Below are 16,569 nucleotides of genomic sequence, written 5' to 3'. Positions count from 1 at the left end.
CGTGCTCGTCTCTTCTCCCCTCGGGAGAAGGTGGCCACGCCACGGAAGCTTGACCGAGCGGAGCTTGTCGTACACACGACGTGTGACGATTTCGGAGAAAGAAAATGGCCGTTGCTGACGACATCGCTCTGATCAAGAGACAGGAAGAGACCCTTGTCTTCGCGACCTTCGACGAGGCCGTCGCTTTCAAAATCGGCTCCGCCATTCGCGATCGTGCAATCGCCGAAGATCTACCCATCATAGTCGACATCAGGCTGTGGGACCGGCCGCTGTTCTACGCCGCGCTGCCGGGCTCGAACGCTTCCAATCCCGACTGGGCGCGGCGCAAGATCAATGTGGTCAAACGGTTCCTGAGAAGCACCTATCGCATGGTGTTGGAACAGCAGCGCCCCGACCGCACCTTCAAGATTGGTGAAGGGCTGGATATTGCCGACTACGTGCTGGCCGGCGGTGGCTTTCCGGTGGCCGCCAAGGGCATCGGCGTCATTGGCGTCATCGCCGTTTCCGGACTGCCGGAGCGCGAGGATCACGGCGTCGTCGTCGATGCGCTGTGCGATCATTTGGGCGTCGACAAGCGCGGCTTGGCATTGCCTCGGGAAGCCGAATGACCGTGCTCGACCCCAAATCGTTCCTCGTCTCTATCTTCAACGCCGCCGTCGCCGCCGCCGATCCGGAACGAACCATCAGGGATCATCTGCCGGCCAAGCCCAAGGGCCGTACCATCGTCATCGGCGCGGGCAAAGGCTCGGCGCAAATGGCGGCAGCCTTCGAGAAAGTGTGGGACGCCCCCATCGAAGGGCTGGTCGTCACCCGCTATGGCTATGGCGCGACCTGCGAGCGCATCGAGATCATCGAGGCGGCGCACCCGGTGCCGGACGCTGCCGGCCTTGAAGCCTCGCGCCGGCTGCTGGCGAAGGTGCAAGGGCTGACGGCGGACGATCTGGTGGTGGCGCTGGTTTCCGGCGGCGGCTCGGCGCTGTTGCCGTCGCCGGCCGGCAGCTTGACGCTGGCCGACGAGATCGCCGTCAATGAGGCGCTGCTCGCCTCGGGTGCGCCGATCGCGGCGATGAACACTATCCGCAAGCACCTTTCCACCATCAAGGGCGGCAGGCTGGCGGCGGCCGCATGGCCGGCCAGGGTGGTGTCGCTGATCGTCTCCGATATTCCCGGCGATAATCCGGCAATGGTCGCCTCCGGCCCAACCGTACCGGATACAGGCAGCCGCGCCGACGCGCTGGCCTCGATATCGGCCTATGGCATGAAACTGCCGGCCTCGGTGATGGCGCATATCAATTCGCCGGCCGCCGATGCGCCAAGCCCGGATGACGAGCGCTTTTTGCGCAACGAGGTGCATCTGATCGCTTCGGCCGGTGTATCGCTGGAAGCCGCCGCTGCGGAAGCGAAACGGCAAGGCGTCGAGGCGGTTATCCTCTCCGATGCCATCGAAGGCGAGGCGCGCGAGGTTGGCGGTGTCCACGCCGCGATCGCGCGTGAAGTGGCGACGCGCAACAGGCCTTTCTCGAAGCCGGTGCTGATCCTGTCGGGCGGCGAGACAACCGTGACGCTGCGCGCAAAAGGCAAGGGCGGCCGCAATTCGGAATTCCTGCTCGCCTTCGCCATCGGCATCAATGGCGTCGACGGTATCAATGCGCTGGCCGCCGACACTGACGGCATCGACGGTTCGGAAAACAATGCCGGTGCCTTTGCCGATGCTTCGACCGTGTCGCGCATGCGCGCTGCCGGGGTGGACGCCAAGGCTATGCTTGCCGGCAACAATGCCTGGACGGCCTTCAACGCGGTTGACGATCTCTTCGTACCCGGCCCGACCGGTACGAATGTCAACGATCTCAGGGCAATTCTGATCAGGTAGCTGCAGCAATTCCAGGAAAACCGTGAAGCGGTTTTCCGTCCGGAATCGCGCAAAACAGACAATCAGGCGGCCATCAGCCGCTTCACCAGCTTCATATCCTGCAGGAACCGTTCGCGTTCAGCCTCCTTGTCCGCGGGTTCGCGGATGCGCAGGATGAAGGAGGGATGGATGGTGATGAACACGCGCAATCCGTCCTCGCGCTCGATCACTTGTCCGCGCATCTTTGTCACCGGAATCGCCTTGCCGAGCAGCGACATCGCCGCTGTCGCGCCGAGTGCCACGGCGAGGTTCGGCTTGATCAGCTCGAATTCTTGTTCGATCCACCAGCGGCAGGCCTGAATCTCACCGGAATTCGGTTTGGAGTGGATGCGGCGCTTGCCGCGCGGCTCGAACTTGAAGTGCTTGACCGCGTTGGTGACATAGACCTTTTGCCGGTCGACACCGGCATCGTCCAGGATCGCATCGAACACCTTGCCGGCCGGACCTACGAAAGGTTTGCCGGCGAGGTCCTCCTGATCCCCCGGCTGTTCGCCGACGAAGATCACCTTGGCATTGTCAGGGCCTTCACCGAAGACGGTCTGCGTCGCGTCGCGCCACAGCGGGCAGCGGCGGCAGCCTTTCGCTGCCTCGCGCAATTCCGGAATCGTGCTTGCATCATCTTCCGGTGCTTCGACGGGCTGCTTCGGCCAATGCCGTGCCTGCACCTTTGCGTGGTGCGGCGCGGGTGTTGTCGGCATCTTCGCAATCATGTCCTTGGCGGCCTTGTCCGCTCCTGCGATCATGTCTGGAATGAGCGAGGCCTCGGGAAGGTTCCGCCAATATTTCTTCGGCATCTCCTTCTGCATGGCTTTCACCTTCAATCGCGCCGGGTTGAAGATGTTCTCGAAATAGGTGCGCCAGAGCGCCTCGGTATCGTCCTGATCAGGCGCATCGCCCTTGGCCGCGCCCGGCCCGATCGCCAGCCTTTCGCCATCCCAGTCGGCAGAGGCATAAGGGGTCAGGATCGTCCAGCGCATGCCGGTGAAACGTCTGACGAAGAAATCGGCGTTGCGCTCGACGATGAAATGATCCGGCTCGAACCAGGCGACATAGCGCTCATCGGCACCGTCGCCGATTTTCCGGAAACGTACGAAGGCGTGCATCTTGTGGCTGTCGCGCCGCACCGCCTTCTCCATGGCCTCGAGCCGCCTGGTGTCGGAATCCGACGCGATTTCCAGCAGTTTAGGCTCGTCGCGCAATCGCCACAGCATTCGGTAGAGAAAGGCAAACCGGCCGGGATCGGAATGGCAGAACGCCGTTTCGGCATGCCCGAGGAAGTCGCGCGGTACGACGAGTTGCGCGCCCGCAGGCACTTCAGGCAATTGTGCCTGATCAGAGCCTGGCGCGACATGCCAGTCGACGTCCTCGGGCCTGACCTCATTCAAGGCCAGCCGCCGTGCCGCGTCACGCCAGCCCGCAAAATCCGTCTCGCTGTCGAGCCGAACTCTGTATCTGGCGAGATCGAGTTCCGCCGGCCGCATGATCAGAACAACGACAACTGTTCGCAGGAGGAGGCAATCTTTTCGCGCAGGCCGGCCTTGTCGGTCAGCGCGCCAGGTGACCAGCCTTCGGCGATGATGAACGGCCTGAGCTTGGCGATCGACTGGCAGATCCGTCCGACGTCCTCGAGCCGCATGCGCCGTTGCCGACGCGTCTCCAAAATCTTCGCCACCACCTTGGTGCCGAGACCCGGCACCCGCAGCAGCGCTTCGCGGTCGGCGCGATTGATGTCGACGGGAAACTGCCCCCGGTTGCGCAGTGCCCAGCCCAGCTTCGGGTCGATGGCGAGATCGAGCATGCCGTCGCTGCTGCCGGCGAGGATTTCCGGTTGCGAAAAGCCGTAAAACCGCATCAGCCAGTCGGCCTGATAAAGCCGGTGCTCACGCATCAGCGGCGGCTTCTGCAGGGGCAGCGACGACGACGAATCCGGAATCGGACTGAAGGCCGAGTAATAGACCCGCCGCAGATGGTAGCTGCCATAGAGCCGGGCGCTCGTGTGCAATATGCCGTCGTCAGATGTCTTGTCGGCGCCGATGATCATCTGCGTCGACTGGCCGCCCGGCGCAAAGCGTTCGCGCTTTTTGGTCTTCAAAGTCGGCTCGGCCTTCTCCTCCATCTTCTGGCGCAGCCTGGCCATGGAAAGCCGGATTGTCTCCGGCTTCTTCTCGGGCGCCAGCCGCTTCACACCCTCGTCGGTCGGCAGCTCGACATTGATCGACAGCCGGTCGGCATAAAGCCCTGCCTTCTCGACCAGTTCGGCCGAACTTTCCGGAATGGTTTTCAGGTGGATATAGCCGGAGAACTTCTCCTCCAGCCGCAGCCGGCGTGCCACTTCGACCATCTCGCCCATGGTCCCGTCCGGTGAGCGGACGACGCCGGAGGACAGAAACAGGCCTTCGATATAGTTGCGCCGGTAGAAATCCATTGTCAGTTTCACCACCTCGTCGATGGTGAAACGGGCGCGCCGCACATTGGACGACGATCGGTTGATGCAGTAGCTGCAATCATAGATGCAGAAATTGGTCAGCAGGATTTTCAGCAGCGAAATGCAGCGGCCGTCCGGCGCGTAGGAATGGCAGATGCCCATGCCCTCGGTGGAGCCGATGCCGCCTGATTCCAGCGAGTCCTTTTTCGCCGCGCCCGATGAGGCGCAGGACGCATCGTATTTGGCGGCGTCGGAGAGGACAGCCAGTTTTTCACGGACGGTGAGTGCGCTCATCCGTTCATGATATGTTCTTATCCGCCCTTATGCCACCTCATTTGATGGAAACGGCGAAAAAGTGATCGCCCGCCCGGCCCTTAGACTTCGTGCAGATAGAGGTGGTAATCCAGTTCGCTGACCGTGCGTGCCACGCGCAGGTATTCGGACTGTTTGATTGCCACGAAGGTCCGGTGCAGGTCCTCGCCGAGCGCGTTCTTCAGGAAGCTGGACGCCCGGGCCGATTCGATCGCGGCGCGCCAGTCGACAGGCATGGTTGTGCGCGTGACCGCTGCCTCATAGCCGTTGCCGGTCGTTTCGGGCCCCGGATCGAGCCCTTCATCCATGCCCTTGATGATGCCGGCGAGCACGGTTGCGGCGATCAGATAGGGGTTGGCGTCGACGCCCGACGGCCGGTGCTCGATGCGCCGGTTCTTGGCGTCGCCGGCCGGCACACGCAGCGCCACCGATCGGTTGTTGACGCCCCATGTCGGTGCCACCGGCGCATAGGATTGCGAGACGAAGCGCCGCCAGGAATTGGCGTGCGGCGCAAACACCAGCATCGATTCCGCCATGGTCTGGATGAGGCCGCCGAGCCCTTGCAGCAGCGGCAGCGACCAGCTCTCGCCGCCGGCTTCGGCAAAGACGTTCCGGCCGGCCTTGTCCTGCAGCGATACATGGAAATGCATGCCCGAGCCGGCATATTTCTCGATCGGCTTGGCCATGAAACAGGCGGTGACGCCGTGGCGGCGCGCCTGCGCCCGCACCAGCCGCTTCAGCATGACCAGATCGTCGGCCGCCCGCATCACATCCTTGCGGTAGTTCAGCGTCAATTCGTACTGGCCGGGCGCATATTCGGAAATGACCGTCTCGGCCGGAATGCCTTGCGCCTTGGCTGCGGCATAGATGTCGGAGAACAGCGGCTCCATGCCGTGCAGATGGTCGACGGAATAGACTTCCGTCTTGCCCGAGACGCGGCCGTCGAGCACGGCGCGCGCCGGCTGCACCTTGCCGTCGGCATCGCGCTCATTGGCCAGCAGGAAGAATTCAAGTTCGAAGGCGCCAGCCGGATAGAGGCCCTTGGCCGCCAGGATGTCGACTTGCCGAGCCAACGCCAGCCGCGGATCCGACGACATCGGCCGGCCGTCGAGCATGTACATCGCCATCAGCAGCTGGCCACGCGGCGGGCTCGTGCCGTAGAGCGGCACCAGCGTACCGGGGATCGGCCATGCCCTGAGATCGCCGTCGCCGGTAGTCCAGATCAACCCGGTCTCGTGCACATCCTCGCCGGTGATGTCGAGGCCCAGGATCGAGATCGGCATGTGGCGGCCGCCCTCGAAGATGCTCTTCAGCTCATGCCGGCGCACGATCTTGCCGCGGCCGACGCCATTGGCGTCGGTCAGCACGATATCGAAGGCCTCGATCTCGGGATGGGCGTCGAGAAAGGCGTGCGCCTCGGCTGATGTCGAGCCCGAAGGTGAGGTCATCATGGCATTGGGATTGTCCATCGCCGCTTGTCTCATGCCGCAAGCTTTGCCGCAACCGCGCCGAAGGCGGTGATCAGCCGGTTGACCTGGGTCGCAGTGGTCGCCGGCGAGATCAGCATCATGTTGTGGAAGGGTGCGATCAGCACGCCGCGATTGACCAGCGCGACATGGATGGCGGCCTCCAGTTCCGGCGCATGCGCCACTTCCGCCTCGGCGCCATTGCGCAGCGGACCGGGCGCGCAGATGAACTCGACGCGGGCGCCGACACGGGAAACATGCCAGGGCAGGCGATAGCGATCGATCACGCCGGTCAACCCGGCATCGAGCCGCCGCGCCAGGTGATCCATGCGGTCATAATTTTCCGGCGTCATCACCTCTTCAAGCGCGGCCCGCATCGCCGCGAACTGCAGCGGGTTGGCCGAGAGCGTCGTGCCCATGCCGGAATAGCCCGGCTCCTTGGTCCTATTGTAGTCCGCGTAGCGCGAGGCGACGTCGTCGCTCATGCCCCAGACACTGGCCGGCACGCCGCCGGCGATCGGCTTGCCCAGGACGAAGAAGTCCGGGTCGAGACCATATTTCCTCGTGTAGCCGCCGGGGCCGGTCGAGATCGTGTGCGTCTCGTCGATCAGAAGCAGTGTGCCGGCTTGGCGTGTCAGTTTGCGCAGGGCGTCATGGTAGCCCGGATCGGCAAGCACCATGCAGGAGTTGGTCAGCACCGGTTCGGCGATGACGCAGGCGACGTCCTTATCCCCAAGCGCGGCTTCGAGTGCTGAGATATCGTTGAACTCGATGACCTTGGCCGTACGGGTCAGGTCGCGGAACTCGCCCGCCAATCCCGGCCGGTTGACGGGCTTGCCGTCGATCAGCCGCACCATCGTCTCGTCGACCGAGCCATGGTAGCAGCCGTTGAAGACAAGGATCTTCTCCCGGCCGGTGACGGCGCGGGCGACGCGCAATGCAAAACGGTTTGCGTCGGTTGCCGTCGTCGCGATCTGCCAGAACGGCAGGCCGAAGCGCTGCTGCAGCAGCGGCCCGATGGCCAGCGCGTCTTCCGAAGGCAGCATATAGGTCAGGCCACGTCCGGCCTGGCGGCGGATGGCGCGCGCCACCGGCGGCGGCGAATGGCCGAACATCGAGCCGGTGTCGCCAAGGCAGAAATCGTCGAGCTTGTTTCCGTCGATGTCGGTGATCGTGGCGCCCTTGGCGCTGTCTACCAGGATCGGGAACGGCGTCGGCCAGTCGTTCATCCAGTGCATCGGCACGCCGCCGAAGAAGCCGGGCAGGCCGTTGCCGACCTTCGCCTGAGATTGCGGCCGCGCCTTGCGGAAGGCTGCCCCCTCGGTCTCGCGCAGATCGGCAATGCGGTCGCGGCCGATGCCGCCGATGGACGTCTTGGACATATCGCTGTGCATGAAAACCCCTCTGGTCGATTCCTCTTAGCCAATCCGTGTCTGCATCCGCAATTGGCCGCGCATCTGTCCTGCGTTGGCTCAGCCTTTGGCGGCGGCGCTTGACCGTGCTGCCGAAGTCGGCGCCAATATGAGCGGGAATTGAGGGGGGAGGGGTAATGAGGACAGTCATCTGTGTGGCGATGCACCTGTCGTCGGCGAGCGCGGCCTTCGCCTCGGGCGGCATCTGGTGCTCCACCGACGACACGGCGGCGACATTCGAGGTCGAGGCCGGCGTCACCAGAGGCATGGGCGGGCCGACCTTCAACTTTCGCGGCAACCTCGAAATTCTGAGCCGGCCTGCCAGCGACAGCCTGCGCAAGACTGTGTTCGAGGATTCCAACCTGACGCAGTACTGGCTCGACGGCAAGGAATTGCGGCTGAACATCTATCGTGAGCACGAGGCCGCGCAAAAGATCAACTCGGTCGAACTGACGATCCTGACCAGGACCAGCGACGAAGGCGTCTACGACGGGAGCTATACGCTCTCCATCTACGACGCCGCGGCGGATACGGACCAGGACGGCAAACCGGTTGAAATCAGCGGCAAAGTGTCGTGCGGAGCGGAGTGAGCGGGGTCAGGCCGTGATGTCGATGACGCCGCAGTCGCCTGCCGCGCTGCCAAAGGCGACGCGGCGTTCTTCCTTGTCCCACATCATCGAGGTGATGGCGCCCTTGCCCGGCCGCCGCAACAGCACTTCCTTGGCGTCGGCAAAACGCACCGCCATCACCATGCCGTCATCATAGCCGACGGCGACGACATCCTGGCTCGGGTGACAGGCGACAGCCGTCACCATGGCGTTGCCGCGCGTGCCGAGTTCCAGCGGTGCCTTGCCCATCGGCCCGTCCTTGCCGGAAAACGGCCAGACGATCGCCGCCGGCGCGCCGGAACTCGCAAGCCACTTGCCCTTTACGCTCCACGACAGGCTTTTGACCTTGCCGGGATAGCCGGTCATGCGCATGTGCTTGCCGTCGGCGAGCTTCCAGCCGTGCAATGCGTTTTCTTGCATGGTGGTGATGAGGAAGGCGCCATCCGGCGAGAAGGTGATGCCGGTATGGGCGCCGGCCCATTCGAGTTCCACCGGCTTGCCCTCGGCGGCCGGGAAATGCAGCGTCGCGCCATTGTAGCGGGCGACGCCGAAGCGCATGCCCTTGGGCGAGAAGGCCAGCCCCTCCACCGAACGCGGATGGACGAATTCCCTAGTCTTGCCGTCGGCGAAGCGCACGAAGGCAGTCTTGCCTGAGGCATAGGCGATGGCGCCTTGCGGCCCGGCGGCAACGCTGGTGATCCACTTCCTGGCCGCGCTTGCCAATTCCGTGGCCTCGCCGCCCGTTTTCACGGCAAACACCTTGCCGTCCTCGCCGCCGGTGATCAGCCGGTCATTGGCCGCATCATGGAAGGCGGCGAGCAGCCCGTCATTGGCCTGAACCGTCTTGTGGCCATGGTCGAGCCGATGGATGGCGCCGTCGGCCATCGCGAAATGCGGCACGTCGCCGAGAAAGACGGCGGCGATGCAATGGCCTTCGAGGTCTAGGGGGGCGACTGTGGGCATCAGGGAACCATTCCAATGAAGTTTGTTGCCATCCCCGGGAAGTCGCCAGCGCGGCCGGGTGTGGCGCCAACCTTCTCCCCTTGTGGGAGAAGGTGGATCGGCGCGCAGCGCCGAGACGGTTGAGGGGTGTTGGACGGATCGCCGTCGGTGCCCAGCTGGAGCACCCCTCATCCGACCGAGCTTCGCACGGCCACCTTCTCCCACAAGGGGAGAAGGACAGAAGGGGCAGCGCTAGCGTTATAAGGCTTGGAAATCAAGCCGCCTGGCAGGCGTCAAAACTCTTCTTCAGCCGCTCGGCGTCGAGTTCCCTGCCGATGAACACCAGCCGGCTCTCGTGCTTTTCGCCGTCTTTCCAGGCGCGCTGGTGGTCGCCTTCGATGATCATGTGCACGCCCTGGATGACATAGCGCTCGTCGTCGCCCTTGAGCGCGATGATGCCTTTCAGCCGCAGGATGTTGGGGCCTTCCATCTGGGTGATCTTCTCGATCCAGGGGAAGAATTTCTTCGGATCCATCTCGCCGCCGCGCAGCGACACCGATTGCACCGTCACGTCATGAATGTCGGAAGCATGCGCATGATGGTGGTGGTCGTGCCCGTCATGATCATGGTGGTGGTGATCGTGGCCGTCGTGGTCATGATGATCGTGATCGTCATGCGCCTCGAGGAAGTGCGGATCGTTTTCCAGTGCCCGGGACAGATCGAAAGCGCCGCGGTCGAGTACTTCGGTCAGGTCGACGCCGGCGCGGGTGGTACGATGGATCTTTGCCGCCGGATTGATGGCGCGGATCGTTGCCTCGACCTTGGCGAGTTCTTCTGACGTGACGAGGTCGGTCTTGTTGAGCACGACGACGTCGGCGAAGGCGATCTGGTCCTCGGCTTCCCTGGAATCCTTGAGCCGCAACGGCAGGTGCTTGGCGTCGACCAGCGCCACCACCGCGTCAAGCTTGGTCTTGGAGCGCACATCGTCGTCCATGAAGAAGGTCTGCGCCACCGGCACCGGATCGGCGAGCCCGGTGGTCTCGACGACGATGGCGTCGAAGCGGCCGGGGCGGCGCATCAGGCCCTCGACGACACGGATCAGGTCGCCGCGCACCGTGCAGCAGACACAACCATTGTTCATCTCGTAGATTTCCTCGTCGGATTCCACGATCAGATCGTTGTCGATGCCGATTTCACCGAACTCGTTGACGATGACGGCGTAGCGCTTGCCGTGGTTTTCCGACAGGATGCGGTTGAGCAGCGTCGTCTTGCCGGCGCCGAGATAGCCGGTGAGAACGGTTACGGGGATTTGCGTCTGTGCGTCGCTCATGGCTTGCCTCGAAAGTGCTGGGCCGCGAAAGATCCGGCCCTCAAAAGGGATTGTCGGTTCCATATAGGATGTGTGCCGGGCTTTTGCACGGGGCAAACCGATGGGCCAAACCGGCTTGCTACAATACCGGATTTTGACTGGCGAAAGCCGCTGTGATTGCCTAGCTCGGGATGCGGAAGGTCAATTTGAGAGGCATGATATGTTCGGCAAGCCATCCTCCTTCTCATTGAGCCGGCGCCAGGCGCTCGGGTTGATCGCGGTCACCGCCGGAGGTGGTGCCTTCCTGCCGGCCTCGGCAATGGCCGCTCAATCTTCGGCTGCCCAGGCTTCACCCTATGCCGGACTGGCCTTGTTCGAAAACGGCGCCGGTGTCTGCACCATTACGCCTGAAGTGACCGAGGGACCGTTCTATTTCGACCCGAAACTCGAACGTGCCGATGTCACCGAAGGCAAGAAAGGTATTGCCCTTGACGTCCGGCTGCAGGTTGTCGACGTGGACTGCCGCCCACTTGCCGGCGCCCGCGTCGATATCTGGCATTGCGACGCGCAGGGCGCCTATTCCGGCTATCCCGGACAGGGTGACGGCCGCGACGTCGACACGTCGGGCCAGACCTTCCTGCGTGGTTGGCAGAAAACCGATGCAAGCGGCATCGTCTCCTTCGCCACGATCTATCCCGGCTGGTATCGCGGCCGCACCACCCATATCCATTTCAAGGTCTTCCCTGACGACAGGTCGGTGATGACCGGCCAGTTGTTTTTCCCCGACAGCCTCAGCGAGCAGATCTTCACCTCTGTCGCGCCCTACAATGACCGGCCCGGCAAGCGCGACACTTCAAATGCCGATGACGGCATCGCCAGGCGGGCCGGATCGCAATCGCAGGCTGCGCTGCGCGAGTTGGAGGATGCCTATCAGGCGCTGATGATCGTGGCGGTGAAGTCCGGCTGAGCGGCGGTCACTCCACCACCACCACCCTGCTCGCGACGAAAACTCCGGCTGGGAATTCGTTTGTCATCTAACTGAAATAAACATCTGGCATTAGCCACGGCGGACACCACAATGCTTGCCGGCAAAGCTGTTTGAAGCACCGGAATCTTTTTGATCGTCGATTGCCAACCGGCCGGCTGCCTCTATGCTGCCCGCACCGGTACGGCCGAAGAGGGAAGACCATGGCCAAGGCGGACAAGACTGCGACAATGAGCCGGCTGCATTCCGCGGCAAGGCTGGCAAGGACGGCGCTGGCTGCCCGGCTTCTGGCGCACGGCTTCTATGCCGGCCAGGACCAGATCATGCTGGCGCTCGACCGTGAGGACGGCCAGACGCCGGGCAATCTTGCCGGACGTTTCGGCGTGCGCCCGCCGACGATCACCAAGACCATCAACCGGCTGCAGGCCCAGGGTTTCCTGGAGAAGCGCGCTTCTGAAGCCGATGCCCGCCAGGCCCACATCTTCCTCACCGATACAGGCCGCGACATCATCCACGCCATCGAGAAATCGGTGAAGAAGACCGAAAAGCAGGCGCTGAAGGGCCTCGACAAGAAGGACCAGAAGTCGCTGTCCAAACTGCTTGCCCGCATCGAGGCCAACCTCTCGAACGAGGAACTGGTGCTCATCGACGACGACGCCGAGTCGGACGACTGACCGGCGGATTGTCGCGGCAGGCGATCAAGCCGCCGCGGCAGAGCCCTGGATCAGCGATGACCAGCGTCCCGGTGTCATGCCGAACGCCTTCTTGAACTGCCTGATGAAATGGCTCTGGTCGCTGAAGCCGGCTTCGACCGCGATCTGCGCCAACGGTTCGCCGGCGGCGATCATCCGCCGCGCACGCTGAAGCCGGCGCATCACCAGGAAGCGATGCGGACTGGTCGAGAACGCCGCGCGGAAATGCCGTGACAAGGCATAGCGGTCGAGCCCGGTTATCGCTTCCAGTTCGCCGGAGCGCACCGGCCGGGTCAGGTTTTCCGTGAGATAGCCGCGCGCCAGTGCAGCCGCCCGCCACGCCGTCCGTGTCATCGGCTTTGCCGGCTGGCCGCCGTGCCGGGTCAGGCTTTGCATCAGTTGGACCAGGAAGTCGTCGACGAACAGGTCGTCGAGTTCCTGCTCCAGCGGCCCCAGAGCCGAAAGCAGCGTTGCGCAAAAGGCCGCGTCCGTCACCACGCCATCCCTCACAAAAGGCAGCGAAGCGCCGCCGAGGCAGTCGAGCATCAGCGACGGCTCCAAATAGAGCATTCGGTAGCGCAAGCCGTCCTCGGTGCCGGCGCCGCCGTCATGCAGTTCGTCGGGGTGTAGCACGATGATCTGGCCTGGAAGGCTGTGACGCGCAGCACCAAGATAGCGAAACGTCTGCACACCGTGCAGCGTTACCCCGATCGCATAGGTGTCGTGGCGATGCAGGTCGAACGCGCTGCCATGGAAGCGTGCCTCGATCCGCTCCATGCCTGCGGGATCGGGACCGGAGATAATACGGTTTTCCGCCGCATCGATGCACAAACGTCCAAGACCCTCGAAGGCCTGGCTGTCTAGATCGTGCGACATCGTCTCCTTAAGCCTCGCATTGGGGCACAAACCGAATGGCCAATGTCTCATGTTCGATACGAAATTTGCAATCGTGCTCAGGGAGGATCTGCCGGTCTGGCAGAAACTCAACGTCACCGCCTTCCTGACCAGCGGCATTGTCGCCCAGTTTCGCGACATCATCGGCGAACCCTATCGCGACCGCGCCGGCAATCTCTATAACCCGCTGTCGATCCAGCCGGTCATCGTTTTGTCCGCCGACCAGGCCACGCTGGGCACGATCCACCGGCGCACATTGGAGCGCGGCGTGACCACCTCGCTCTATGTCGAGGAGATGTTTTCGACCGGCTTTGACGCGGCCAACCGGGCCGTCTTCGCCGAATTTGCGCCTGAAGATGCCAAGGTGGTCGGGATCGCGCTTCGCGCCGACAAGAAGCTGGTCGATAAGATCACCAAGGGCGCCCGTATGCACCCGTAGCTTTCAAAGGCATCGACTAAGCCTGCCGCCGACACTTGTTGTGCCAGCCGGCTTTGGCGTGGCGACAGCCGACAATTGGCTTGCCGGGAGCCGGCAATTCCCGCAAAGGTGGGTCCAGCCCAGTTCCCACCCGGCCTGCAAGTGAGTGCTCCCCAAAGACATGTAGAAAGCGCGACGCCCCCGGTGGCGATCCTGTGCATGCTTTCCACTTACGTCTGCTTCACCTTCCTCGACACATCAAGCAAATACCTCGTCCTCGCCGGCATTTCCGTGCTGGTCGTTGCCTGGGTGCGCTTTGCCGTGCATGTCATCCTGGTCGGCACCCTGTTGCGCGGCTGGCGCCAACCCATGCGGTTTCGCCCGGTCAACCTGCCTGCGCATATCCTGCGCGGGGCTTTCCTGTTCGGATCGACCATATTCAATGTCCTGGCGCTCAAATCCCTGCAACTGGCCGAGACAACCTCGATCTATTTCTTTGGGCCGATGGTGATCACGGCGCTGGCCGGTCCGCTGCTTGGCGAGTGGGCGGGCTGGCGGCGCTGGCTGGCCATCCTGGCGGCCTTTGCCGGCGTCCTCATCATCACCCGACCGGGCGTCGGCGTGTTCGGCATCGGACATCTCTTCGCGCTCGGCTCGATGCTGTCGAACTGCTTCTACGTCATCATGACGCGCCGCATGTCGGCGACCGAGACATCGGAGAGCCTCATCCTGTTTTCGGCGCTGGCGCCGGCGCTGCTGCTGTTGCCCCTGCTGCCGTTTTCGTTTTCCTTGCCGCATGACGGCTGGCACTGGTTCGTGCTGCTGATGCTCGGCGTGTTCGGCGGCGTCGGTCACTGGCTGCTCGTCCAGGCCTACCGGCTGGCGACGACCACGGCTTTGGCGCCCTATCCCTATTCGCAGATGGTGTGGATGATCATTTCCGGATGGATCGTCTTCAAGCAGTTTCCCGACCGCTGGACGCTGGTCGGCGCCGCCATCATCGTCGCCAGCGGCCTCTACATCGTCCATCGCGAGCATAGGCTTCGGCTGCGGAGCCGCGCGGCCTCGGACGTCGAGGCCGAGGCGTTGGCAAAAAAACTTTGATTTGCCCCCGATCGGTGGCATAACGCCGCCTTTAAACAGTTTAGGTCTGGAAAGTCAGGTCCGGGGAGCACACGTCGCTGGCACAAAAAATCAAGCTTTCGACGATCGCGGATGCGCTCGGCGTGTCCACGGCCACGGTCTCGCTGGCGCTGCGCGACAGCCCTCTTGTTGCCGGGACCACCCGTGACCGCATCAAGGAACATGCCCGCGCCATCGGCTATATCTACAACCGACGCGCCGCCAGCCTGCGCACCTCGCGTTCCGGCATTGTCGGCGTCGTCGTGCACGACATCATGAACCCGTTCTTCGCCGAGATCCTGCGCTCGATCGAAAGCGAGCTCGACCGCAGCCGGCAAACCTTCATCCTGTCCAACCACTATGATCAGCTCGAAAAGCAGCGCACTTTCATCGATACGCTTTTGCAACTCGGCGCCGACGGCGTCATCATGTCGCCGGCGATAGGCACGCCGGCTTCCGACATCGTGATGGCCGAGGAGAACGGCCTGCCGGCTGTGCTGATCGCGCGCACCGTCGAGGGTGCCGACGTGCCGGTCTTTCGCGGCGACGACTCTTATGGAACAGGCCTCGCCACCAACCACCTGATCTCGCTCGGCCACAAGCGCATCGCCATGATCGGCGGCACCGACCAGACCTCGACCGGCCGTGACCGCTACCAAGGCTATATCAACGCGATGGAGGCGGCCGGGCTGGAAGTCAGGCCATCCTGGCGCATCGCCGGGCCGCGCACCAAGCAGGCCGGCTTCGAGGCCGCCGGACAGTTCCTGGCGCTGAAGGACAGGCCGACGGCAGCCTGCTGCTGGAACGACCTCGTCGCCATCGGCCTGATGAACGGCATTGCCCGCGCCGGCCTGGTCCCGGGCGTCGACATCTCGGTCACCGGCTATGACGACCTCGAAGAGGCGGCGATCGCGACGCCGGCGCTGACCACAGTCTGGAACGGCCAGCGCGAGGTGGGCCGCCGCGCCGCCAGCGCGCTGCTCGACAAGCTCAACGGGCAGACGGTGCGACCCTCGCAGGAATTGATCAAGCCGGAACTGCATGTGCGTCAGTCGACCGGCAAGCCGGTGGAGCGTGCATGACCAAGGCCGAACAGTTGCAGACCGTCGCCATCCTGGTGCCGGGCGATTTCAACGACCACGCGGTCGACCGCATCAACCGCACGTTCAGGCGTGTCAGAATTGAACGCGCCGATCCGGCGCTCGTCACCGACGAGATGCGCAGTGATGTGCGCGGCGTCGCTTCGTTCGCCGGCATCAACGCGGCGATGATGGATGCATTGCCCAACCTCGAACTCATCGCTTCCTTCGGCGTCGGCTATGATTCGGTCGATGTCGGTCATGCGGCGGCGAAAAACATCATGGTCACCAACACGCCCGACGTGTTGACCGAGGAGGTCGCCGACACCACGATCGGGCTGTTGATCAACACCATCCGCGACCTGCCGCGCGCCGAGACCTGGCTGCGCGACGGCAGCTGGGTGCGCAAGGGCAACTATCCGCTGAGCCGGCTGACCTTGCGCGGGCGCAGTGTGGGTATTTTCGGCATGGGCCGCATCGGGCAGGCCATTGCCCGGCGTCTGGAGGCCTTTGGCTTGCCGGTCGCCTACCACAACCGGCGCCGTGTCGAAGGTCTTTCCTACCACTATCATGCGACCCTGAAAGGGCTTGCCGAAGCCGTGGATACGCTGATTTCGGTCGCGCCGGGCGGCGCCTCGACGGAGAAGGCGGTCAATGCCGAGATACTGTCGGCGCTTGGCGCCAACGGCGTCTTCGTCAACATCGGCCGTGGCAGCACGGTCGATGAGGCAGCGCTTGCGGCAGCCCTTGCCAACGGCACCATCGCCGCTGCCGGCCTCGATGTCTTTGCCGACGAACCGAACGTGCCCAAGGCGCTGCTCGACGCGCCCAACACCTCGCTGCTGCCGCATGTCGGCTCGGCCTCGGACCATACACGCCGCGCCATGGCGGATCTGTGCGTCGACAATCTGGTGTCCTGGTTCACCGAGCGCCGGCCGCTGACGCCGGTGCCCGAGACGGCGCATGTGAAGGCTAGAAACTGATCGGTGGCTGCCA

At 63.6% G+C, this 16,569-nt stretch carries 16 protein-coding genes; 9 read left to right on the top strand and 7 right to left on the bottom strand.

Features of this window, described 5'->3' with window-relative positions; all coding sequences use genetic code 11:
* Positions 1 to 104: 104 nt before the first annotated feature.
* Positions 105 to 608, top strand: coding sequence for a heme-degrading domain-containing protein (locus tag AC0NIL_RS01845; protein ID WP_275953181.1), 504 nt, complete (start codon positions 105 to 107; stop codon positions 606 to 608).
* Positions 605 to 1,870, top strand: coding sequence for a glycerate kinase type-2 family protein (locus AC0NIL_RS01840; RefSeq protein ID WP_275953180.1), 1,266 nt, complete (start codon positions 605 to 607; stop codon positions 1,868 to 1,870). The genes AC0NIL_RS01845 and AC0NIL_RS01840 overlap by 4 nt, the downstream gene beginning before the upstream one ends.
* A 62-nt stretch (positions 1,871 to 1,932) precedes the next feature.
* Here the strand turns inward: AC0NIL_RS01840 and AC0NIL_RS01835 are convergent, their stop codons facing one another.
* From AC0NIL_RS01835 to AC0NIL_RS01820, 4 genes are all read right to left on the bottom strand, one after another.
* A complete protein-coding gene (locus AC0NIL_RS01835; RefSeq protein WP_275953179.1) occupies positions 1,933 to 3,390 on the bottom strand; it encodes a UdgX family uracil-DNA binding protein in 1,458 nt (485 codons plus the stop codon).
* A gap of 2 nt (positions 3,391 to 3,392) precedes the next feature.
* Positions 3,393 to 4,628, bottom strand: a complete 1,236-nt coding sequence (locus AC0NIL_RS01830) for a putative DNA modification/repair radical SAM protein (RefSeq protein WP_473572794.1) — start codon at positions 4,626 to 4,628, stop codon at positions 3,393 to 3,395.
* 80 nt (positions 4,629 to 4,708) lie between these two features.
* Complete coding sequence (locus tag AC0NIL_RS01825; RefSeq protein ID WP_473572851.1) at positions 4,709 to 6,094, bottom strand: glutamine synthetase family protein; 1,386 nt, start codon at positions 6,092 to 6,094, stop codon at positions 4,709 to 4,711.
* Positions 6,095 to 6,126: 32 nt separating this feature from the next.
* Entirely contained in the window at positions 6,127 to 7,506 is a 1,380-nt protein-coding gene (locus tag AC0NIL_RS01820) for an aspartate aminotransferase family protein (protein ID WP_127369174.1), read from the bottom strand.
* A gap of 155 nt (positions 7,507 to 7,661) precedes the next feature.
* Between AC0NIL_RS01820 and AC0NIL_RS01815 the strand changes: the two genes are divergently transcribed.
* A complete protein-coding gene (locus tag AC0NIL_RS01815; protein WP_013528227.1) occupies positions 7,662 to 8,114 on the top strand; it encodes a hypothetical protein in 453 nt (150 codons plus the stop codon).
* Between the two features lie 6 nt (positions 8,115 to 8,120).
* On the opposite strand, the gene AC0NIL_RS01810 is transcribed toward AC0NIL_RS01815, so the two are convergent.
* Positions 8,121 to 9,095: a WD40 repeat domain-containing protein gene (locus tag AC0NIL_RS01810; RefSeq protein WP_275953177.1), complete on the bottom strand. Its 975-nt coding sequence runs from the start codon at positions 9,093 to 9,095 to the stop codon at positions 8,121 to 8,123.
* Between the two features lie 253 nt (positions 9,096 to 9,348).
* Positions 9,349 to 10,404: a CobW family GTP-binding protein gene (locus AC0NIL_RS01805; RefSeq protein ID WP_275953176.1), complete on the bottom strand. Its 1,056-nt coding sequence runs from the start codon at positions 10,402 to 10,404 to the stop codon at positions 9,349 to 9,351.
* A 199-nt stretch (positions 10,405 to 10,603) separates the two neighbouring features.
* Here AC0NIL_RS01805 and AC0NIL_RS01800 point away from each other — a divergent pair, with 199 nt between their 5' ends.
* Both AC0NIL_RS01800 and AC0NIL_RS01795 read left to right on the top strand, forming a co-directional pair.
* The gene (locus AC0NIL_RS01800; RefSeq protein ID WP_473572793.1) at positions 10,604 to 11,350 is read left to right on the top strand and encodes an intradiol ring-cleavage dioxygenase; all 747 of its coding nucleotides are present in this window, start codon (positions 10,604 to 10,606) and stop codon (positions 11,348 to 11,350) included.
* A 221-nt stretch (positions 11,351 to 11,571) separates the two neighbouring features.
* Positions 11,572 to 12,042, top strand: coding sequence for a MarR family winged helix-turn-helix transcriptional regulator (locus AC0NIL_RS01795; RefSeq protein WP_473572792.1), 471 nt, complete (start codon positions 11,572 to 11,574; stop codon positions 12,040 to 12,042).
* A gap of 24 nt (positions 12,043 to 12,066) precedes the next feature.
* Here AC0NIL_RS01795 and AC0NIL_RS01790 read toward each other — a convergent pair whose 3' ends face one another.
* Positions 12,067 to 12,936, bottom strand: a complete 870-nt coding sequence (locus AC0NIL_RS01790) for an AraC family transcriptional regulator (protein ID WP_275953175.1) — start codon at positions 12,934 to 12,936, stop codon at positions 12,067 to 12,069.
* 49 nt (positions 12,937 to 12,985) lie between these two features.
* Between AC0NIL_RS01790 and AC0NIL_RS01785 the strand changes: the two genes are divergently transcribed.
* The 4 genes from AC0NIL_RS01785 (at position 12,986) to AC0NIL_RS01770 (ending at position 16,556) form a co-directional block, all read left to right on the top strand.
* A complete protein-coding gene (locus AC0NIL_RS01785; protein WP_024501919.1) occupies positions 12,986 to 13,393 on the top strand; it encodes a DUF2000 family protein in 408 nt (135 codons plus the stop codon).
* Positions 13,394 to 13,591: 198 nt separating this feature from the next.
* Positions 13,592 to 14,476 carry a DMT family transporter gene (locus AC0NIL_RS01780; RefSeq protein ID WP_063173523.1) on the top strand — a complete coding sequence of 295 codons (885 nt, stop codon included), beginning with the start codon at positions 13,592 to 13,594 and terminating at the stop codon, positions 14,474 to 14,476.
* A gap of 77 nt (positions 14,477 to 14,553) precedes the next feature.
* Positions 14,554 to 15,576, top strand: coding sequence for a LacI family DNA-binding transcriptional regulator (locus tag AC0NIL_RS01775; RefSeq protein WP_081714208.1), 1,023 nt, complete (start codon positions 14,554 to 14,556; stop codon positions 15,574 to 15,576).
* Entirely contained in the window at positions 15,573 to 16,556 is a 984-nt protein-coding gene (locus AC0NIL_RS01770) for a 2-hydroxyacid dehydrogenase (RefSeq protein ID WP_127369338.1), read from the top strand. The genes AC0NIL_RS01775 and AC0NIL_RS01770 overlap by 4 nt, the downstream gene beginning before the upstream one ends.
* Positions 16,557 to 16,569 lie beyond the last annotated feature (13 nt).

The organism is Mesorhizobium sp. WSM1343 (genome assembly GCF_055901535.1).
Note: the sequence above shows the minus strand (reverse complement) of the source record. Positions and strands in the feature narration are given on the sequence as shown.